This is a genomic window from Microbulbifer sp. (assembly GCF_036563125.1).
Classification (GTDB): Bacteria; Pseudomonadota; Gammaproteobacteria; order Pseudomonadales; family Cellvibrionaceae; genus Microbulbifer.
The window spans coordinates 1-18,692 of the sequence record NZ_DATCMV010000148.1 but is presented as its reverse complement, the minus strand read 5'-3'; the positions used below and the strand labels follow the sequence as shown (position 1 = coordinate 18,692).

The 18,692-nt window shown below is 57.6% G+C and carries 17 protein-coding genes and 2 tRNA genes; 14 read left to right on the top strand and 5 right to left on the bottom strand.

The window, feature by feature from the left end:
• The 4 genes from VIL80_RS12610 to VIL80_RS12595 all read right to left on the bottom strand — a co-directional run.
• A partial coding sequence (locus tag VIL80_RS12610) for a peptidase (protein WP_332036452.1) occupies window positions 1-692 on the bottom strand: 692 nt, incomplete at its 3' end.
• Between the two features lie 70 nt (window positions 693-762).
• Window positions 763-1,584 carry a transglutaminase family protein gene (locus tag VIL80_RS12605; RefSeq protein ID WP_332036451.1) on the bottom strand — a complete coding sequence of 274 codons (822 nt, stop codon included), beginning with the start codon at window positions 1,582-1,584 and terminating at the stop codon, window positions 763-765.
• A complete protein-coding gene (locus VIL80_RS12600) occupies window positions 1,581-2,516 on the bottom strand; it encodes an alpha-E domain-containing protein (RefSeq protein WP_332036450.1) in 936 nt (311 codons plus the stop codon). Before VIL80_RS12600 ends, VIL80_RS12605 begins: the two co-directional genes overlap by 4 nt.
• A complete protein-coding gene (locus tag VIL80_RS12595; protein WP_332036449.1) occupies window positions 2,510-3,943 on the bottom strand; it encodes a circularly permuted type 2 ATP-grasp protein in 1,434 nt (477 codons plus the stop codon). The genes VIL80_RS12600 and VIL80_RS12595 overlap by 7 nt, the downstream gene beginning before the upstream one ends.
• A gap of 187 nt (window positions 3,944-4,130) precedes the next feature.
• Here VIL80_RS12595 and VIL80_RS12590 point away from each other — a divergent pair.
• The 13 genes from VIL80_RS12590 (at window position 4,131) to VIL80_RS12530 (ending at window position 14,659) form a co-directional block, all read left to right on the top strand.
• A tRNA-Val gene (locus tag VIL80_RS12590) sits at window positions 4,131-4,207 on the top strand.
• 122 nt (window positions 4,208-4,329) lie between these two features.
• A complete protein-coding gene (gene thrS, locus VIL80_RS12585) occupies window positions 4,330-6,261 on the top strand; it encodes a threonine--tRNA ligase (protein WP_332036448.1) in 1,932 nt (643 codons plus the stop codon).
• A gap of 59 nt (window positions 6,262-6,320) precedes the next feature.
• Entirely contained in the window at window positions 6,321-6,848 is a 528-nt protein-coding gene (gene infC / locus VIL80_RS12580; protein WP_332036447.1) for a translation initiation factor IF-3, read from the top strand.
• A gap of 141 nt (window positions 6,849-6,989) precedes the next feature.
• Window positions 6,990-7,184, top strand: a complete 195-nt coding sequence (gene rpmI / locus VIL80_RS12575) for a 50S ribosomal protein L35 (RefSeq protein ID WP_318954438.1) — start codon at window positions 6,990-6,992, stop codon at window positions 7,182-7,184.
• Window positions 7,185-7,220: 36 nt separating this feature from the next.
• Window positions 7,221-7,580 carry a 50S ribosomal protein L20 gene (gene rplT / locus VIL80_RS12570; RefSeq protein WP_280320616.1) on the top strand — a complete coding sequence of 120 codons (360 nt, stop codon included), beginning with the start codon at window positions 7,221-7,223 and terminating at the stop codon, window positions 7,578-7,580.
• A gap of 211 nt (window positions 7,581-7,791) precedes the next feature.
• Window positions 7,792-8,805, top strand: coding sequence for a phenylalanine--tRNA ligase subunit alpha (pheS, locus tag VIL80_RS12565; RefSeq protein ID WP_332036446.1), 1,014 nt, complete (start codon window positions 7,792-7,794; stop codon window positions 8,803-8,805).
• Between the two features lie 79 nt (window positions 8,806-8,884).
• The gene (pheT, locus tag VIL80_RS12560; RefSeq protein ID WP_332036445.1) at window positions 8,885-11,269 is read left to right on the top strand and encodes a phenylalanine--tRNA ligase subunit beta; all 2,385 of its coding nucleotides are present in this window, start codon (window positions 8,885-8,887) and stop codon (window positions 11,267-11,269) included.
• A 132-nt stretch (window positions 11,270-11,401) separates the two neighbouring features.
• Window positions 11,402-11,707, top strand: coding sequence for an integration host factor subunit alpha (gene ihfA / locus VIL80_RS12555; protein WP_010131375.1), 306 nt, complete (start codon window positions 11,402-11,404; stop codon window positions 11,705-11,707).
• Complete coding sequence (locus VIL80_RS12550) at window positions 11,688-12,053, top strand: MerR family transcriptional regulator (protein ID WP_318954435.1); 366 nt, start codon at window positions 11,688-11,690, stop codon at window positions 12,051-12,053. The genes ihfA and VIL80_RS12550 overlap by 20 nt, the downstream gene beginning before the upstream one ends.
• Before the next feature lie 129 nt (window positions 12,054-12,182).
• Window positions 12,183-12,259: transfer RNA gene (locus VIL80_RS12545), tRNA-Pro, on the top strand.
• Between the two features lie 187 nt (window positions 12,260-12,446).
• The gene (locus VIL80_RS12540) at window positions 12,447-13,652 is read left to right on the top strand and encodes a tyrosine-type recombinase/integrase (protein ID WP_332036444.1); all 1,206 of its coding nucleotides are present in this window, start codon (window positions 12,447-12,449) and stop codon (window positions 13,650-13,652) included.
• An 89-nt stretch (window positions 13,653-13,741) separates the two neighbouring features.
• On the top strand, window positions 13,742-14,269 hold the full coding sequence (locus tag VIL80_RS12535) for a hypothetical protein (RefSeq protein ID WP_318954433.1): 528 nt from the start codon (window positions 13,742-13,744) through the stop codon (window positions 14,267-14,269).
• A gap of 75 nt (window positions 14,270-14,344) precedes the next feature.
• On the top strand, window positions 14,345-14,659 hold the full coding sequence (locus VIL80_RS12530; RefSeq protein WP_332036443.1) for a helix-turn-helix transcriptional regulator: 315 nt from the start codon (window positions 14,345-14,347) through the stop codon (window positions 14,657-14,659).
• Between the two features lie 87 nt (window positions 14,660-14,746).
• On the opposite strand, the gene VIL80_RS12525 is transcribed toward VIL80_RS12530, so the two are convergent.
• Complete coding sequence (locus VIL80_RS12525; RefSeq protein WP_332036442.1) at window positions 14,747-16,027, bottom strand: tyrosine-type recombinase/integrase; 1,281 nt, start codon at window positions 16,025-16,027, stop codon at window positions 14,747-14,749.
• A gap of 351 nt (window positions 16,028-16,378) precedes the next feature.
• Here VIL80_RS12525 and VIL80_RS12520 point away from each other — a divergent pair.
• Window positions 16,379-18,692, top strand: a 2,314-nt coding sequence (locus tag VIL80_RS12520) for a TonB-dependent receptor (protein ID WP_332036441.1), incomplete at its 3' end; no start/stop codon positions are given.

The following is an 18,692-nucleotide window of genomic DNA, read 5'->3' as shown; positions in this document are numbered from 1 at the left end:
AACTGCTTGATGCCACTGCTCCACGCCCGACGCAGGCGGTTGAAGTAGTCGTCGCCTTCCGCGATCCGCTCAATGGACAGTTCCAGTGTGTTGTTGCGATAAATCGCGGTATCCAGCGGCATGCCCACCGAGAGGTTGGAGTGCATGGTGGAATCAAAAGAAATCAGCGCGCACTTCAGGGCCTGTTCGAGGCCGGTGTCATGGTGGATGATGCGATCCAGAATCGGCTTTCCGTATTTACTTTCGCCGATCTGCAGATAGGGCGTGTCTTCGGTGCTCTCAATGAAATTGCCTTCCGGATAAATATGGAACAGGCTCGGTGCCTCTCCTTGGATCTGGCCGCCGAACAGAACGTGGCAGCCAAAATCCACACCGGCGTGCTGCTGATCCCTGGCGTTTGCGGCAATAATAGATTTAACCTGCTCGCCGATAATTTCCGCTGCCTCGAACATGCTGCCCGCGGTGAAAAGGCTGGCCTGTTTGTCATCGGCGGTCTGAATTTTCAGGCGACTGACAAGGCTTTGTGAGGTGGCCAGGTTGCCGGAGGTCAGCAGTGCGAAACTGCATTTTCCTGGCTGCTGAAACAGATGCATTTTGCGGAAGCTGGCAATCTGGTCCACACCGGCATTGGTGCGTGTATCTGCGGCAAAAATCAGCCCATCTTTCAGCCGCATGGCAATGCAGTACGTCATGGAATTCCTGTTCACATAATGTGCGGATGCAACATAGCACGGCGTTTGGAACTTGTCATGACGCGGTCTGTTACTGCTGGGCTTGCTCTTCCGACTGGCGCCGGTCGATCTGATCCACCAGCGCATAGGCGCGCATGGACTCGTTGCCACCACCCCAGCGAACCCCTCTAACCGGTGAGGCATCCAGGTAGTCGATGCCGTGCGCCAGTTTGAGGTGGCGATTATTCGTGGCGAGGCCATTGCTGATATCAAAACTGTACCAGGCGTCATTTACCCAGGCTTCGGCCCAGGCGTGGCTGGCAATATGCTGGTCGTCTCCCGCGTGCAGGTAACCGCTGACGTAACGCGCCGGAATTCCCAACCAGCGGCAGCAGGCAATAAAGATGTGGCTGTGGTCCTGGCATACGCCGAAACCCTGGGCGAAGGCATCGGCGGCGCTGCTCTGTACGTGGGTGATTCCGGGGCGATAGGGGATGCGTTCCAGCAGCGCGGTCATCAGTTCAATCAACTGATGGCGTTCCGCTTGGCCTTGAGCTGTGCTGAACCCCCGGGTGAATTCGCGCATGGATTCGCTCATTTCCGTCAGTTCAGACGTTCGCAGGAAAACCTGTGGTGGCACCCGGTTTTCGGTTTCTGGCACTTCGGTTTCGCTGATTTCCGCGGTGCCGCGCGCGCGGATGGTGATGCCGCGGTGCGGCTGGTCGACGGTACAGACGTGGAGCTTGTTGCCGTAGGCATCGGTGGTTGCCTGCACCGATCCGGGGGTATCCAGTTGCCATTGCAGAACCTTTTGGCCCGGCAATTGGCGGGGTGTCAGTCGCAGGTACTGGATGCTGTGGGCCACCTCGGTGTCATAGGAAAAATCCGTTACGTGATCGATGCTGAGTTTCATGCGCCCTCCCAGTAACTGAGGTGAATTTCATCGCCGATGGTGTGGATGCGCCGCAGCAGATCCTTGAGGTATTTGTGCAGGCCGAATTCGAGAATGAAATCCACTTCCCCGTATTCCAGGCGCGCCTGTAGTTCTGCGCACAGGCGCTTGGCGGCGAGCCCCTGGTCGCTGTTGATGACCACCAGCTGTTGCATGATGGAGCCTACGCAATAGCGCAGTGAGCGCGGCAGTTCGGCAGAGAGGATCAGCAGCTCGGTGACATTGCGCACCGAAAGACCGCCGGTGTAGCTGTAGTGATAGGCCTCGTAGGCGCCAAGGCTCTGGAGCAGGGAGTTCCACTGGTAAAAATCAATGGCCTGGTTGCTGTCGTGCTGGTTGGCCATGGCTTCGAGTTTGGCGCTCAGGATACGCGCCGTGTTGTCTGCACGTTCGATGAAGGTGCCCAGGCGCATAAAGTGGAATGCCAGGTTGTGCAGCATGGTGCCGTAGGCAGCGCCGCGAAATTCGTGAGAGCGCTGCTTGATCCAGTCGAGCAGGCCCTTCACGCCTTCGTGGTGGATACCTCGCTGGCGCCGATGGCGCAGTTCGAGCCAGGTTGCGTTAATGCTTTCCCACGCCTCGGAAGACAGGCGGTCGCGTACGCTGTGGGCATTGGCGCGCGCCTGCTGGATACAGCTGAAGATAGAACCGTCGTTCTGCTCATCAAACAGGAAGAAATCCAGCAGGGCGTCGGCGTTCACCTGCTGGTGGTGCTCGCGAAACTGGTCCAGGCGGCCGGTGATCGTCAGCGGCGCCAGTAATTCCTGCTGCCCACCTTTTGAGTTTGGCATCAGTGCCATGTTATGGGTGACGTCCAGCAGGCGGGTGATGTTCTCTGCCCGCTCCAGGCTGCGCGCCATCCAGTAAATATTGCTCGCGGTACGACTCAGCATGCGCTTCCCTCCAGAACCCAGGTGTCCTTGGTGCCACCGCCCTGGGAGGAGTTCACCACCAGTGAGCCCTTGCGCAGGGCCACGCGGGTGAGTCCGCCGGGCACGATCCTGACTTCGCGCCCGGTCAGTACGAACGGGCGCAGGTCGATATGCCGGGGCGCAATGCCTTCTTCCACCATGGTGGGGCAGGTGGAGAGGCACAGGGTGGGCTGTGCGATGTAGTTGGCGGGATTGTTACGCAGCAGTTGTCGGAACCGCTCGATTTCTTCGCCGCTGGCCTTGGGGCCGATCAGCATCCCGTAGCCGCCGGCGCCGTGGACTTCCTTGACCACCAGCTGATCGAGGTTTTCCAGTACGTAATCGAGATCCTCATGCTTGCGGCACTGCCAGGTCGGAACGTTGTTCAGGATTGGTGTTTCGTCGAGATAAAAGCGGATCATGTCCGGTACATACGGATAAATGGATTTGTCGTCCGCCACTCCGGTGCCGAGCGCATTGGTGATCACCACGTTGCCGTCGCGGTAGGCGGAGAGCAGTCCGGGTACGCCGAGCATGGAGTCGGGATTGAATGCCAGGGGGTCGAGGAAGGCGTCATCGATTCGCCGGTAGATGACATGTACCCGGCGCGGGCCAGCCGTGGTGCGCATGAATACGCAGCCATTGCGAACGAACAGGTCGGCTCCTTCCACCAGGGGCACACCCATCTGCTGCGCAAGGAAGGCGTGCTCGAAAAACGCGCTGTTGTAGCGCCCCGGCGTCAGCACCACAACACAGGGGCTGTCCGCCTCGCTCGCGCACTGCAGGGTGTTGAGGAGCAGGTTGGGGTAGTGCTCAACCGGGGCCACGCTCTGGGCCAGGAAGAGCTCCGGGAACAGGCGCATCATCATTTTGCGGTTTTCGAGCATGTACGACACGCCGGAAGGGGTGCGCAGGTTGTCCTCGAGTACGTAATACTCGCCATCGCTGGCGCGAATCAAATCGACACCGGTGATGTGGGCATAGGTCTCCCCGGGCAGGTCCACACCCAGCATCGCCACCTGGAATTGCTGGTTGGTGAGCACCTGTTCTGCCGGGATGATGCCGGCATTCAGGATGTCCTGGTCGTGGTAGATGTCATGCAGGAAGCGGTTTAGGGCGGCAACCCGTTGGCGCAGTCCGAGTTCCAGATATTGCCATTCCGCGGCGGGGATGATGCGGGGGATAAGGTCGAAGGGGATCAGGCGTTCGGTGCCTTCTTCCTCGCCGTACACATTGAATGTGATGCCGAAGCGGCGAAACAGGGTGTCGGCTTCGTTGCGCTTCTGTTCCAGGGTGAGGGTTGGGGTAGCTCGCAACCAGTCTACGTAGGCCTGGTAGTGCTCTCTTGGGTGTTCGCCGGTAAGCGTCTCATCGTAGTGCCCGGGGGAGGGGGCATGGATCTCTGTCATCCGTGTATCCATTTATTGTTGCTCTGTTTTCAAGTAGCAAGCACCGTGCCAGTGCCCGAACTTCACCTCGGTGCGCGTTGCCAGTGGCAATATGAAAAAGTCAGTCCTAAGTTGTTGATTTGCCTAAAAACCGGTGCTAAAGTTCGCGTCCTCTGCAGCAGGGTGCTCCCCTGGTCTGCTACTCTCCAGACCCATAGCTCAGTTGGTTAGAGCGTTGCCTTGACATGGCAAAGGTCAGCAGTTCGAGTCTGCTTGGGTCTACCATTTTCCCGCGAGTTTTTTCTTTAAGTTTGATCTGGCTCGCTCCGGGCGCCATGCCCGCCACCACCAGTGTGAATCACGCGGTCTTTCGTAGGGATCGCCACTGATAGAAATAAGGAAGTGCAATGCCTGTTGTCACCCTCCCAGACGGTTCCCGTCGCGAATTTTCCGCTCCTGTTTCCGTATTCGACGTTGCCAATGATATTGGCCCCGGCCTGGCTAAAGCCGCACTCGCCGGTGTTGTCGACGGCAAGGAAGTGGATACCAGTTTTGTTATCGATCACGACGCGAATCTCGCCATCGTGACCGATCGCCAGCCCGAAGGGCTGGAAGTAATCCGTCACTCCACCGCGCACTTGCTGGCCCAGGCGGTCAAGCAGCTCTATCCCGGTGCCCAGGTCACTATTGGCCCGGTTATTGAAGACGGTTTCTATTACGATTTTGCCTACGAGCGTCAATTTACCCCGGAAGATCTCGAGAAGATCGAAGCGCGCATGGAAGAACTGGCCAAGGAAGATATTCCGGTCAGTCGCCGCCTGTTGCCGCGCGATGAGGCGGTAACCTATTTCCGCGAGATGGGTGAGGAGTACAAGGCGGAGATCATCGCCAGTATCCCCACCAACGAGGATATCTCCCTGTATCGCCAGGGCGACTTCGAAGACCTGTGTCGCGGTCCGCACGTGCCGTCTACCGGCAAGCTGAAGGCGTTCAAGCTCACCAAGGTGGCCGGTGCCTACTGGCGCGGTGATGCAAAAAACGAAATGCTGACCCGTGTATACGGTACCGCGTGGGCGAACAAGAAAGACCTGAACGCCTACCTGCACCGCATTGCGGAAGCGGAAAAGCGCGACCACCGCAAGCTGGCCAAGAAGTTCGACCTGTTCCATATTCAGGAAGAGGCGCCGGGTATGGTGTTCTGGCACCCGAACGGTTGGACCGTGTACAGCACGGTGGAGCAGTACATGCGCAACCGCCAGCGCGAGCGCGGCTATAAAGAGATCAAGACCCCGCAGTTGGTGGACATCTCCCTGTGGCAGAAGTCTGGCCATGCGGAAAAGTTCGCCGACGGCATGTTTACCCTGACCAGCGAAGAGCGCCAGTTTGCGATCAAGCCCATGAACTGTCCCTGCCATGTGCAGGTGTTCAATCAGGGGCTGCGCAGCTACCGCGACCTGCCGCTGCGTCTGGCAGAATTTGGTTCCTGTCACCGCAGTGAGCCCTCTGGCTCCCTGCACGGCCTGATGCGTGTGCGCGGTTTCGTGCAGGACGATGGTCACATCTTCTGTACCGAAGACCAGATCCAGTCCGAAGTATCCGAGTTCATGGACCTGCTGCACGCGGTGTACAAGGACTTCGGCTTCGACGAAGTGATCTATCGTTTATCTACCCGTCCTGAACAGCGTGTAGGTTCCGAAGAAAGCTGGGACAAGGCGGAGAAAGCACTGGCGGACGCGCTGGATGCCGCTGGCCTGCCGTGGGAAGAGCTGCCGGGTGAGGGTGCCTTCTACGGGCCCAAGATCGAGTTCTCCCTGAAGGATTGCCTCGGTCGTGTGTGGCAGTGCGGTACCATCCAGGTGGACTTCTCCATGCCTGGTCGCCTCGGCGCCCAGTATGTGGCGGAAGATGGGTCGCGCCAGGCGCCGGTTATGCTGCACCGCGCGACTCTTGGGTCATTTGAGCGTTTTATCGGCATTCTGATCGAAAACTATGAGGGCGCCTTCCCGACCTGGCTGGCTCCCCAGCAGGTGGCGGTGCTGAATATCACCGATCGCCAGTCCGAATACTGCCGTGGACTCGAGTCAAAATTGGGTGAGGAAGGTTTCCGCGCCGTCGCTGACTTGAGAAACGAGAAGATCGGCTTTAAAATCCGCGAGCACACGCTCCAGCGTGTACCTTATCTGCTGGTGATCGGCGATAAGGAAGTGGAAAACCAGACGGTCGCCGTGCGTACCCGCAGCGGGGAAGACCTCGGAACCATGGCTTATGAGTCGTTCCTTGAGCTCCTTCGTGAGGATGTCGCTCGCCGCGGCCGTTCGTCTATTGCGGGCGCGCAATAACAAGCGCCCCTTAAGACTTTTTTGTTGGGTAACCGGAGACGAGAGTTATTAACCGAGAAATGAAAGGACGGTCCAAAAAGGCCCGTATCAATGATCAGATCGAAGCATCACAGGTACGTCTGATCGGTGCGGATGGTGAACAGGTAGGTGTTGTTTCTCTGGAAGAGGCGCTGGAAGTAGCGCAGAAGGCCAGCCTGGATCTCGTTGAAATTGCTCCGGACTCAGATCCCATAGTCTGTAAAGTCATGGACTACGGGAAGCATGTATTCGAGGCCAAGAAAGCCAAGAATGCTGCCAAGAAGAAACAAAAGCAGCAGCAGATCAAGGAAATGAAATTCCGCCCCGGTACCGATATCGGGGACTACAAGATCAAGCTGCGCGCCCTGACCCGTTTCCTCGAAGACGGCGACAAGGCGAAAGTATCCCTGCGTTTCCGCGGCCGTGAAATGGCCCACCAGGAGCTGGGGATGGAAATGATGCAGCGCATCGAGAAAGATCTCGAGGAGCTGGGTATCGTGGAGCAGCGGCCGAAAATGGAAGGTCGCCAGATGATCATGGTCATCGCTCCCGGTAAAAAGAAAAAGTAAGCCTCAAGGGTAACCTTGGGTCTACTTTTCGGGAAGTGATCGGGCGACGGCTGCCTTCTCACTCCCGTTTAGTCGCAGGCCTCGGCCTGTGGCCAGTTAACAAAACCCATTCGTGGGTCAATATTCAATTTGGAGTACAAAATGCCGAAAGCAAAAGTACACAGTGGCGCTGCCAAGCGCTTCAAAAAGACTGCTGCGGGCTACAAGCACAAGCACGCTAACAAGAGCCACATCCTCACCAAGATGACCACCAAGCGTAAGCGTCAGCTGCGCGGCACCTCGACTATGAACAAGTCTGATGCCACCCTGGTCGATCGCATGCTGCGCGCCAGATAACTGGCACCATTCGCAAAGGTTTAAGAGGATAGAAGTATGGCCCGTGTAAAACGTGGTGTAGTGGCGCGTCGTAGTCACAAGAAAATTCTGAAGCAGGCTAAAGGTTACTACGGTGCACGTTCGCGTGTATTCCGCGTAGCCAAGCAGGCAGTCATCAAAGCTGGTCAGTACGCTTACCGCGACCGTCGCGTTAAGAAGCGTAACTTCCGCGCTCTGTGGATCACGCGTATCAACGCCCAGTCCCGCGCTGAAGGCATGAGCTACAGCCGACTGATTGCTGGCCTGAAAAAGGCGGATATCGCTCTGGATCGCCGTGTTCTGGCTGATCTGGCGGTATACGATAAAGCCGCTTTTGCTGCCGTAGTTGAAAAAGCCAAGGCAGCCCTGGCAGCTTAATTAGCGCCTACAGAATGAATCGGCCCGCGAGGGCGGATTTATGCTTTAAAAATAGGGAAGGGCTGTCCAGCTCTTCCCTATTTTTTTATGGCTGCTTTTTGGCGAAAGTTGCCCATTAAAAAAACTGAAAGAATTCCAAACGCATCCGGCGAGTAACATCGGGTGCGGAAAACAGTACTTGTCACTCATTGATCACAACGAGAAGATTTCAATGCAAGAGTTGCAGTCCCTCACCGAGCAGGCGCTGGCACTGGTAGCCGAGGCCGGAGACCTGGCGGCCCTGGATCAGGTGCGGGTAGATTACCTGGGTAAAAAAGGCCAGATCACCGAGCAGTTGAAAGGCCTCGGCAAACTGTCTGCCGAGGAGCGCCCGGCGGCGGGTGCCAAAATTAACGAAGCCAAGCAGCAGGTACAGGACGCCATCAATGTGCGTCGCGAGGCGATGGAAAAAGCGGCCATCGAAGAGAAGCTGGCCAAGGAAACCATCGACGTCACCTTGCCCGGTCGCGGTGAGCATCAGGGCAGCATGCACCCGATCACCCGCACCCTGCGCCGCATCGAAGAAATTTTCCAGCGCCTCGGCTTTTCCGTGGAGCAGGGCCCGGAAGTGGAAGGGGACTACTACAACTTCGAAGCCCTGAATATTCCCGCGCACCACCCGGCGCGCGCCATGCACGATACTTTCTATATCGATCCCTCCACGGTCCTGCGCACGCACACCTCTTCCGTGCAGATCCGCACCATGGAGAAGACCAATCCGCCCCTGCGCATCATCTGCCCGGGCCGCGTGTACCGTTGCGACTCCGACGTGACCCACTCGCCGATGTTCCACCAGGTGGAAGGCCTGGTGATTGATGAGGGCGTGAGCTTCGCGCACCTGAAAGGCTGTATTGACCAGTTCCTGAAAGCCTTCTTTGAGGCCGACGTACCGGTGCGTTTCCGCCCGTCCTATTTCCCGTTCACCGAGCCCTCCGCGGAGGCCGACATCCAGTGCACCAACTGTGGCGGCGAAGGCTGTCGCGTGTGCTCCGGTACCGGCTGGCTGGAAATTCTCGGCTGCGGCATGGTGCACCCGAACGTGTTGGCGTCCTGCGACATCGACAGCGAAAAATACTCCGGTTTTGCCTTTGGTCTCGGCGTAGAGCGCATGGCAATGCTGCGCTATGGCGTTAACGACCTGCGCCTGTTCTTCGACAACGACCTGCGATTCCTGAAGCAGTTCTAACGAAGCAGGCCTGTAGCAACTGCCTGCGCACAGGCGAATAACTAACAGCGCAAAACAGAATTCAGAAAGAGACAGCACAATGAAATTCAGCAACGCATGGTTGCGGGAGTGGGTAAACCCGGACCTCACAGCACAACAGCTGGCCGACCAGATCACCATGGCAGGTCTGGAAGTGGACGCGGTGGAGCCGGTCGCTGGCGATTTTTCCGGTGTGGTAGTGGGTGAGATCGTCGCCTGCGAACAGCACCCGGACGCAGACAAACTGCGCGTCTGTAAAGTACAAGGTCACCCGGAAGGGGAGATGCAGGTGGTCTGCGGTGCGCCCAACGCGCGCGTCGGCATCAAGATCCCGTTTGCACTGGTTGGTGCGGCACTGCCTGGTGATTTCAAAATCAAGAAGGCCAAGCTGCGCGGCGTCGAGAGCTTCGGCATGCTGTGCTCCCAGACCGAGCTGGAGCTGGGCACGGACAACGACGGTATCTGGGAACTGCCGGCGGATGCACCCACCGGTGCCGACCTGCGCGAATACCTGCTGCTGAATGACAGCGCCATCGAGGTGGACCTGACCCCCAACCGCTCCGACTGCCTCGGCGTTGCCGGCATCGCGCGCGAAGTGGGTGTGCTCAACCGCTGTGCGGTTACCGCGCCCGCCATTGAGCCGGTCGCAGCCACCATCGACGACAGCTTCCCGGTTTCCCTGCTGGCAGAAGATGCCTGCCCCCGTTACGTGGGACGCATCATTCGCAATATCGACATTTCCGCCGCTACCCCGCTGTGGATGCAGGAGCGCCTGCGCCGCAGTGGCCTGCGCTCCATTGACCCGGTGGTAGACGTCACCAACTACGTCCTGCTGGAACTGGGCCAGCCCATGCACGCCTTCGACCTTGCCAAGCTGAACGGCGGTATCAAGGTGCGTATGGCGGAGCAGGGCGAAAAGCTCACCCTGCTGGATGAGCAAGAAGTGGAACTGAAAGCCGACACCCTGCTGATCGCTGACGAGAAGGGCCCGCTGGCCATCGCTGGCATCATGGGTGGTCTCGACTCCTCCGTGACCGAAAGCACCAAGGACATCTTCCTCGAGAGCGCGTTCTTCAGCCCGCTGGCCATCGCCGGTAAGGCCCGCTCCTACGGCCTGCACACCGATTCCTCCCACCGCTTCGAGCGCGGTGTGGATTACCGTCTGCAGGAGAAAGCCATCGAGCGCGCCACCCGGCTGCTGCTGGATATCGTCGGCGGTGAGCCGGGTCCGGTACACCTGCGCGAAGTGACCGAAGCCATGCCCGCGGAGCGCCGTATCACCCTGCGCCGTGCGCGCGTGAAAGCCGGCCTCGGCATTGAGCTGGCGGATAGCGAGATCGTCGACATCCTCACACGCCTGGGCCTGGAAAAGCTCTCCGAGGGCGAAGAGGGCTGGAGCTTTCTGGTGCCGAGCTTCCGCTTCGATATTTCCATCGAAGCCGACCTGCTGGAAGAGCTGGCGCGGGTATACGGTTACAACCGCATTCCCAGTGTGAGCTTCAACGCCGCGCTGGATATCGTGCCGCGCGCCGAAGCCGCCGTGGCCCAGTCCCGCTTGGAGCAGACCCTGCTGGCGCGCGGTTACCAGGAAGCCATCACCTTCAGCTTTATCGATCGCGACACCTCCGCGCGCTTCGATCCGGAAGTGGCCCCGGTGGCCCTGCAGAACCCGATCAGCGCCGAACTCTCCGTCATGCGTACCACGCTGATGGCGGGCCTGGTCAAAACTTTGCAATACAACCTCAACCGCCAGCAGGATCGCCTGCGCCTGTTTGAAACGGGCCTGCGCTTCGTGCCCGGTCAGTCTGTTGCGGAGCTGAAGCAGGAGCGCATGATCGCCGGCCTGATCTACGGCACCCGTCAGCCGGAAGGCTGGACCGGTGGCAAGGATCTGGTGGACTTCTTCGACATCAAGGCCGATGTGGAAGCGCTGCTGGCGCACTACGACGCCGGTGTCGAGTTCAGCTTCGCCCCGGCGAAGCACCCCGCCCTGCACCCGGGCCAGTGCGCGCAGATCCTGCGCAAAGGCGTACCGGTTGGCATCATTGGTGCACTGCATCCGCAGCTGCAGCAGGCCTACGATCTGCCCAAGTCCGCCTACCTGTTCGAGCTCAGCCTGGATGGAATGGGGGAGGCCAAGATCCCGTCTTTCTCCCCGCTGTCCAAGTTCCCGGAAGTGCGCCGCGATCTGGCGGTACTGGCGGATGCGGAAACCCCGGTGGGCGAACTTGCCCAAACCGCGGTTGAAGCGGCCGGCGAATATTTGACGGACTTCAACATTTTTGACGTCTATCAGGGCAAAGGCATTGATTTTAATAGAAAAAGTGTCGCCATGGGCTTGACCTTTCAGCATCCCTCGCGCACCCTTAACGACGAAGAAATCAATGCCGCTGTCGAAGCGGTCGTCCGTCAACTGGAAAATAAATACAACGCCAGTCTGCGCTAAACCGGTCAACGCTCCGGGATACGCACACTGACGAGCGTATCCCGAGAGCGTCTGCCTCTGGGTTACAAGCCAATGCGGTACCAGGCTTAAAAACCGGGAGTCGACGCCTCTGAATCTGTTGGGTAGATACCAATGACAGAGGCACTGACCAAAGCCGGGCTCGCCGAGAAGTTGTACGAAGAGCTGGGTTTCAACAAGCGCGAAGCTAAAGAGATCGTCGAGTTTTTCTTCGAGGAAATCCGCAACGCGTTAGAAAATAACGAGCAGGTCAAACTCTCGGGTTTTGGCAATTTTGACCTGCGCGACAAAAGCCAGCGTCCGGGAAGGAATCCCAAGACTGGCGAAGAAATTCCTATTTCCGCGAGAAGGGTGGTTACCTTCAAGCCCGGCCAAAAACTCAAGGCACGAGTAGAAGAAGATGCTGGAAGCGAGTCATAACAGTGAACTCCCGGTAATCCCTGGAAAGCGCTATTTCACCATCGGTGAGGTCAGCGAGCTGTGCGCCGTCAAACCGCATGTACTGCGCTACTGGGAGCAGGAATTCCCGCAGCTCAGCCCGGTGAAGCGTCGCGGTAACCGTCGTTACTACCAGCATCAGGATGTCATCCTGATCCGCCAGATCCGCGCACTGCTGTATGAAGAGGGCTATACCATTGGTGGCGCCCGCCTGCAGATGGAAACCGGAAATTCCGAGAAAGTGCAGACCGTACACCTGCAGCAGGTCATCCCGCAGATGATCGCCGAGCTGGAGGGTGTGCTTGAATTGTTGGCGGCTGACGCCTGATTCAAAAAAGGCGAAAATCGGACTTGCAATCCCCCGGTACTTCGGTATGATTTGCGCCTCATCGCCAAGCGATGTCCCCTTATAAATCAAGCACTTAGGTGATTTTCACGCAGCTTGATTTAGACCTGTCGGAGTATAGCGCAGCCTGGTAGCGCACCACACTGGGGGTGTGGGGGTCGTCAGTTCAAATCTGGCTACTCCGACCATTATTCAGTCCCATTTCGGGGCATTCTGTCGCGAACTGATTGATTTTCTTACAATCAGTTCGCGGTATCTCTCTCATCCCGTCGCATCCAAGCCCGCCGAAGCCCAGTGCTTTTACGGTATTTCTAGCGGTATTTACCCCATTCTCCGTTCCCATACCGTCACCCTGTTTGAACCGGGGGCGCAAGTATGGGCAAATTAACCGCCACCGCCGTGCAAAAGGCCAAGCCGCGAGCGCGGGACTACAAGCTCGCCGATGGTGCCGGACTCTATCTGTATGTGCTCTCCTCCGGTGGCCGCAGCTGGCGCCTGGATTACCGCTATGGCGGCAAGCGCAAAACGCTGACCCTGGGGCTGTTTCCCCGGGTGAGTCTGGCCGACGCGCGTAGCCTGGCCACGGAAGCCCATTCCAAGCTCGCTCAGGGGGTTGACCCCGCCATCGAGCGCAAGGTCCTCAAGGCCACCGCCTACCTCAACAGCAGCGAGACTTTCGAGGCGGTGGCGCGCGAGTGGGCCGAGATGCACCTCGCGGACAAGTCCGCTTCCCACAAAACACGCTCCAAAGCCCTGCTGGAGAATGATCTCATTCCGGTGCTGGGCGGCATCCCGATGCGGGATCTCAATGCCGTGCTGCTGCTCGGGGCCCTGCGCAAGGTCGAATCCCGCAGTATCGATATGGCCCACCGCGCCAGGGCGCTGGCGGGCCAAATCCTGCGCTACGCCGTGGCGACGGGCAGGGCGGAGCGCGATTTTACCCCCGACCTGCGCGGTGCCTTGCGCTCCCGCCGAAAATCCCATTACCCGGCGATCACCGACGCCAAGGAATTCGCGAAGTTGATGCTCGCCATCGACTATTACAACGGCACCATGACGGTGCGCAATGCGCTGAAAATTGCTCCGCTACTGATGTTGCGACCGGGCGAGCTGCGACATATGACCTGGGAGCATGTCAATTGGGAAAAGGCGCAGCTGGAGTTTCCGGTCGGTTACATGAAGCGCAAAGATGCGCCGCACATCGTGCCGTTGTCTCGCCAGGCACTGGCGATTTTGCGGGAGCAGCAGCGCTTCAACGGGCGCTTTCCACCGGTGTTCCCCTCCGGGCACGGCCGGCGATCCTTTCTGAGCGAGAACGGTGTGCGCGCGGCACTGCGCAATATGGGCTATGCGAACTCGGTGCAAACCGTGCATGGGTTTCGCGCTTCCGCGCGGACCATTATGGACGAGGTGTTGGGTGAGCGACCCGATCTGCTCGAGGCTCAACTGCACCACATGGTTCGCGACAGCACCGGTCGGGCCTACAACCGTACCAGCCATCTGGAAGCGCGCCGGGAAATGCTGCAGCGCTGGGCGGACTGGATTGATGAGTCAAAACGTAATCTGAATGTGAGTGACTAACTGATTTGGCGAGTGGTGGCGTGTGATCGGCAGGGCGTATTCATACTACGCCCGATTTTCAATTGGCATGGACATCGAAGGAATATGCAATGGATGACAATTTATACCTCAAGATGGGGGACTTTCCTGGTGTAGACGAGCTGGATTATCTGCTGCGCCAGGTCGACCCAAAGGCGGGCCCCTATGAATTGTGGATTGCTCCTTTCCAGGGGCGACTCAACCTGACCCACAAGGACGAGGAGTTAATCTATGAGTCCGGTCCGAATAAGGGAGAGCCTTTGGAAAAGATCCCCTTTTTTGTGATCAAGTCTTTTCATTGTGGCAGTCCAAACCTGGGGCCCCAGCGAATCTACAACATTAGGCTGCTGCATGATCTTAAACACAGAATTTGGACGCGCTGGGACAGTTTCCGTAGATCCAGTGGTCATGAGCAAATGCGTCGTGAGGAGCTGGAGTCCATTGATCCCGAATTGCTCCGGTTGGCTTCCCCTGCATTTTTTGAAAGCGACCGAAAACTCGCAGAGCTGAAGCAGGTGCATTCGCAGCTTCAGGATGAGCGGGATCTTTTTCTGCGCGCCATCTCGGCGCTATCCATCGTGGTTGATCGCACGCGCTAGCGTGAAAATGTTGCGAGCGACGGGTCCAGCACCGGCGCTCGCAGTCAGGGCGGCAATTTAGGCGATGTATGCTCAATGCTCGATCAACAACCCAAGGGGTTTGATATGGATAACGGTGAAGATGAAAAAGGGGAAAAAAATAACGTGGATCGCGGGGATGCATTTTTCCTGCAGCATCCCGAGCGCTTGGTGCGGCTACCGGAAGTGCTTTATCTGGTCGGCGTTTCCCGATCGACCTGGCACCGCTGGATTGTTGCCGGTAAGGCGCCGCGCCCCGTGAAATTTTTCACGGGCGGATCCGCTTGGCGGTATCGGGATATCATGGCATTTTTGGAGGCCCCCGCGGACTACATTGCTGTCGAGGAAGAAGAGCCAGCGCTGGAAGAATAGTGGCGTGGGGGGGGGCGGGCAGATTCCGCTGCCCGCTTGCATGGCCTGCGGAGAAGGCTGGGTTTGAATTAATCCAACGAATTCAGCTCAGCATTCTTCAAAGCGGATCTCGAGTTGCCCGTGTGCATGTTGCGCTGGTGGGGTTGCAGGCTCTGCTTGAGCAGAGGATCGCTGTGAACTGCTGCGTTTTTCGCCCTTTTGTTGGTCGATCCAGTTTGCCCAGCGCTGCAGCATTTCCCGGCGCGCTTCCAAATGACTGGTGCGGTTGTATGCCCGACCGGTACTATCCCGGACCAGATGGTGCAGCTGATGTTCGAGCAGGTGCGGCGGGATCTCCAGAACCTCTTCCATAATGGTCCGTGCCGATGCCCGAAACCCATGGACGGTTTGATCCCCCGAATACCCGAGCGCCTTTAACGCCCGCTGCATAGCGGTGGGTCCCATGGGTTTGCGGCGGCCGTGAGGGGAGGGGAAAACTGGGCCAAAATTCCCGCCGTAACGATGTTGTTCCTGCAGTATGGCCAGGGCCTGTCGGCATAGCGGAACAATGTGCGGCCGGAGCTTATCTTTCATATAGCCGACCGGGAATTCCAGCTGCGCCTTCTCCCAGTTGACGTGTTCCCAGGTCATCAGGCGGAGCTCACCCGGTCGCAGCATCAGCAGCGGGGCGATTTTAAACGCATTACGTACGGTCATGCTCCCATCGTAATGGTCTATCGCTAGCATCATGCCAACAAACCCGTTGGGTTCGATAATGGCGGCATAGTGGGATTTTCGGTGGGTTTTCAGTGCGCCGCGCAGATCGGGTGTGAAATCGCGCTCGGCGCGTCCGGTAGCGACGGCATAGCGCAGTACCTGACCGGCCATGCTTCTTGCCCGATTGGCCATATCGACGCTGCGGCCCTCGACTTTGCGGAGTGCGCCCAGTAGCAGCACGGCATTGAGATCCCGCAACGGGATACCGCCGAGCAATGGAATGAGATCCTTCTCCAGCAGGGCTTTCGAGCGTGTTTTGTGAGAAACGGACTTGTCCGCCAGGTGCATCTTTGCCCACTCGCGCGCCACCGCCTCGAAGGTCTCGTGGCTGTTGAGATGGCTGGTGGCCTTGAGAACCTTGCGCTCGATGGTTGGGTCGATACCGTGAGCCAGTAGCTGGCGCGCTTCCGCTGCCAGGCGTCGAGCTTCTGCAAGCGAAACCCCCGGATATCGTCCAAGGGTGATGGTTTTGCGCTTGCCGGCGAAGCGGTAGTCCATGCGAAATGATTTCCCGCCGCTATTTAGCACCATTACATACAATCCATGGCCATCAGCCAGTTTGTACGACTTTTCTTTAGCCTTGACCTTTCTGATCTCGGTATCAGTCAACATTGCTCGTTTTCCTCATACGGCGGTTAGTAAGTTGGCGCGTACGGGGTATTGTGCCGAACGAAAACATCCTGGATGTCTGCGAGCGACAGGTCACAGGGTGGCGCTCGCGACTATTTGAATCATCTGAAAAGTAGGGAAAGTCCTAAGGTGATATTGTTAACAATTGACTGTTGACATATTTACGCTGGCGAAGCAGGATACTTCCGCGGTCATTTGGATGCACCCAATGCACTTGGTGACTGCATGGACGGTTCAGGTCAATAACGAATAAAGGCTCGAGACTCGTTCGCCTCTCAGAGAGGGGAGGCGTGTAGTTCGAGCGTCGAGCCTCCAGATGGAGAGAGAGCATCCATGCCTACTATTACCCGGCGTTTCAAGTTGAGCGCCTTGTCTGCTGCCGTTGTCGCTGCTGCCAGTGTCAATCTGCAGGCTCAGGAAGCCAGCGCCACGAATTCAACGCTGGAAGAGGTTACCGTTACCGGTATTCGCCAGTCACTGACCAACTCAATGGACGTCAAGCGCGACTCTAGCGGTGTGGTAGATGCCATTTCCGCGGAAGATATCGGCAAGTTCCCCGATACCAACCTGGCAGAATCCCTGCAACGTATCACCGGTGTATCCATTGATCGCACCAACAACGAAGGTAACAAGGTTACCGTGCGCGGCTTCGGTCCCAACTACAACCTGGTGACGCTGAATGGTCGCCAGATGCCAAATTCCTCCGCCCTTCAGTCCGAGGGGATCACGCGCAGCTTCAAGTTTGCGGAAATTTCTGCGGAAAGTGTGGCCGGCGTTGAGGTGTACAAAACCGGAAAAGCCGACTTGTATTCCGGTGGTATCGGTTCCACCATCAATATCAAGACCGCGCGCCCATTTGATCACGACGGCTTTGTCGCCAGTGCCAGCGTGAAAGGCGTTATGGATACCAGTGTGGAAACTGGCGATAGTGTGACCCCCGAAATTGCCAGCATGGTGAGCAGCACCTTCTTCGACGGTAAGTTCGGTGTGCTGGTGGCAGTATCTCTCGCTGATCGCGATAGTCGCAGTGAGTCCGTGAACACCCAGGGCTGGGTTCCCAACTACGGTGTAGCCGATACTTCTGCCATCGACCGCTCTAAAAACCCGGAAGGTACCTACTGGGCCCCGTGGACGTTTGATGTGGACGTTTCCGACCATCAGCGCGAGCGCCAGAACGGTCAGCTGGTACTGCAGTTCGCGCCGGTGGATAACGTCACCGCAACACTGGATTACACGGCCTCCCGCTACGACGAGCAGGTATCCATGAACCGCACCAGTGTATGGTTTGATACCACGGCCGGCGTTACCGATAGCAATGGCACGGTCATCAATCCAAGTGTGCAGGGCGACGAGCTGAACTTCTGGGCCTGGAATAATCAGTTTGTTACCGAGAACGACTCTGTAGGCCTGAATGTAGAGTGGGCGGCGACGGATTCTCTCAGCTTCGGTCTGGATATCCACGACTCCACGTCGCACTCGCAGCCCGGCGGTATTCCGGCAGAGACCATCGCCAACACCAAGAACCCGGGCAAGCTGGTGAATGTTGAAGCGGACTTCTCCAGTGGTAGTGGTTTGCCCGGAATCAGCTTTGACGATTCCGCCCTGGCAGGTGGCGCTTTCGCACCGCAAAATATTGTTTCCGATCTGTTCCAGGAGCGTGGCCTGGAAATCGAGAACAGCATCCAGCAAATTCAACTTGACGGCATTTGGGAGAACCAGGGTGATGGTGCGCTCAAAACCATCAAGTTTGGTATCGCTAGTACCGACTACAAGGTGGATGCCTATGACAGTCAGTCCTTTGCGTTTGTGAACCTGGGCGATCTCGCGTCTTTAGGTATCGATTTCGAGCAGCGGGGTGACTTCGGCGATCAGATGGGTAGCAACAGTGGCTTGTTCCCGCTGCTGGCTGACTATGAAGCTTCCGACTTTATCGACGCAGTAAAAGCCAGTGGTCAATATTTCCAGGCCACGCCAACCTTCGACAAGGTTACCGAAGATACCCTGGCTGCCTTTGTCACCATGGATTTTGAAACCGAATTCAACGGTTATCCGGTACGCCTGAATACTGGACTCCGTTTCGAAGATACCGAAGTTACCGGTACCTCCATTCAGAACGGCATTCTGGGCCTGAGTTTCTGGCACGACGAAGAGCTGCGTGAACTCAACGACGATACGCCCAGCGCCGATACGCTGGACGGCGAGTACACTCGCTTCCTGCCAAATGTGGATGCGAGTATCGAGATTACGGAAGAACTGGTGGCGAGAGCATCATACAGCCGCACTTTGAGCCGTGCTGATATCTCAGCCATGTTCCCGTCTACCTCTCTGGATGTTTCCCGCCCTGGTGGTCCATTCAATGCATCACAGGGTAACCCGGGCTTGCTGCCGATTACTTCGGACAACTTCGACCTTTCTGTAGAGTATTACTATGCAGAAGGCAGCTACGCGTCTCTTGGGTTTTTCAAGAAATATGTTGAGAACTTTATCGGTGCTACTACCGAAGAACGTGTGATCTACGACGTAAACGGGGATCCCATTACCGACCCGAGCATTAATCCGCGTCCGGGTTGTCCCGACTCTACCGGCAGCAACCCGGCGTGTTTCGGCACCGCCAGTGACCCGGTTATTACCTGGAATGTGGCTACTC

What these genes read in the sequence shown, in the direction of transcription:
- pheS (WP_332036446.1), top strand. Translation starts at nt 7,792, where the DNA reads ATGCAAGAGTTGCAGTCCCTCACCGAGCAGGCGCTGGCACTGGTAGCC.
- VIL80_RS12525 (WP_332036442.1), bottom strand. Translation starts at nt 16,027, where the DNA reads ATGTTGACTGATACCGAGATCAGAAAGGTCAAGGCTAAAGAAAAGTCG.
- pheT (WP_332036445.1), top strand. Translation starts at nt 8,885, where the DNA reads ATGAAATTCAGCAACGCATGGTTGCGGGAGTGGGTAAACCCGGACCTC.
- rpmI (WP_318954438.1), top strand. Translation starts at nt 6,990, where the DNA reads ATGCCGAAAGCAAAAGTACACAGTGGCGCTGCCAAGCGCTTCAAAAAG.
- ihfA (WP_010131375.1), top strand. Translation starts at nt 11,402, where the DNA reads ATGACAGAGGCACTGACCAAAGCCGGGCTCGCCGAGAAGTTGTACGAA.
- VIL80_RS12535 (WP_318954433.1), top strand. Translation starts at nt 13,742, where the DNA reads ATGGATGACAATTTATACCTCAAGATGGGGGACTTTCCTGGTGTAGAC.
- VIL80_RS12550 (WP_318954435.1), top strand. Translation starts at nt 11,688, where the DNA reads ATGCTGGAAGCGAGTCATAACAGTGAACTCCCGGTAATCCCTGGAAAG.
- thrS (WP_332036448.1), top strand. Translation starts at nt 4,330, where the DNA reads ATGCCTGTTGTCACCCTCCCAGACGGTTCCCGTCGCGAATTTTCCGCT.
- rplT (WP_280320616.1), top strand. Translation starts at nt 7,221, where the DNA reads ATGGCCCGTGTAAAACGTGGTGTAGTGGCGCGTCGTAGTCACAAGAAA.
- infC (WP_332036447.1), top strand. Translation starts at nt 6,321, where the DNA reads ATGAAAGGACGGTCCAAAAAGGCCCGTATCAATGATCAGATCGAAGCA.
- VIL80_RS12595 (WP_332036449.1), bottom strand. Translation starts at nt 3,943, where the DNA reads ATGACAGAGATCCATGCCCCCTCCCCCGGGCACTACGATGAGACGCTT.
- VIL80_RS12600 (WP_332036450.1), bottom strand. Translation starts at nt 2,516, where the DNA reads ATGCTGAGTCGTACCGCGAGCAATATTTACTGGATGGCGCGCAGCCTG.
- VIL80_RS12530 (WP_332036443.1), top strand. Translation starts at nt 14,345, where the DNA reads ATGCTCGATCAACAACCCAAGGGGTTTGATATGGATAACGGTGAAGAT.
- VIL80_RS12605 (WP_332036451.1), bottom strand. Translation starts at nt 1,584, where the DNA reads ATGAAACTCAGCATCGATCACGTAACGGATTTTTCCTATGACACCGAG.
- VIL80_RS12540 (WP_332036444.1), top strand. Translation starts at nt 12,447, where the DNA reads ATGGGCAAATTAACCGCCACCGCCGTGCAAAAGGCCAAGCCGCGAGCG.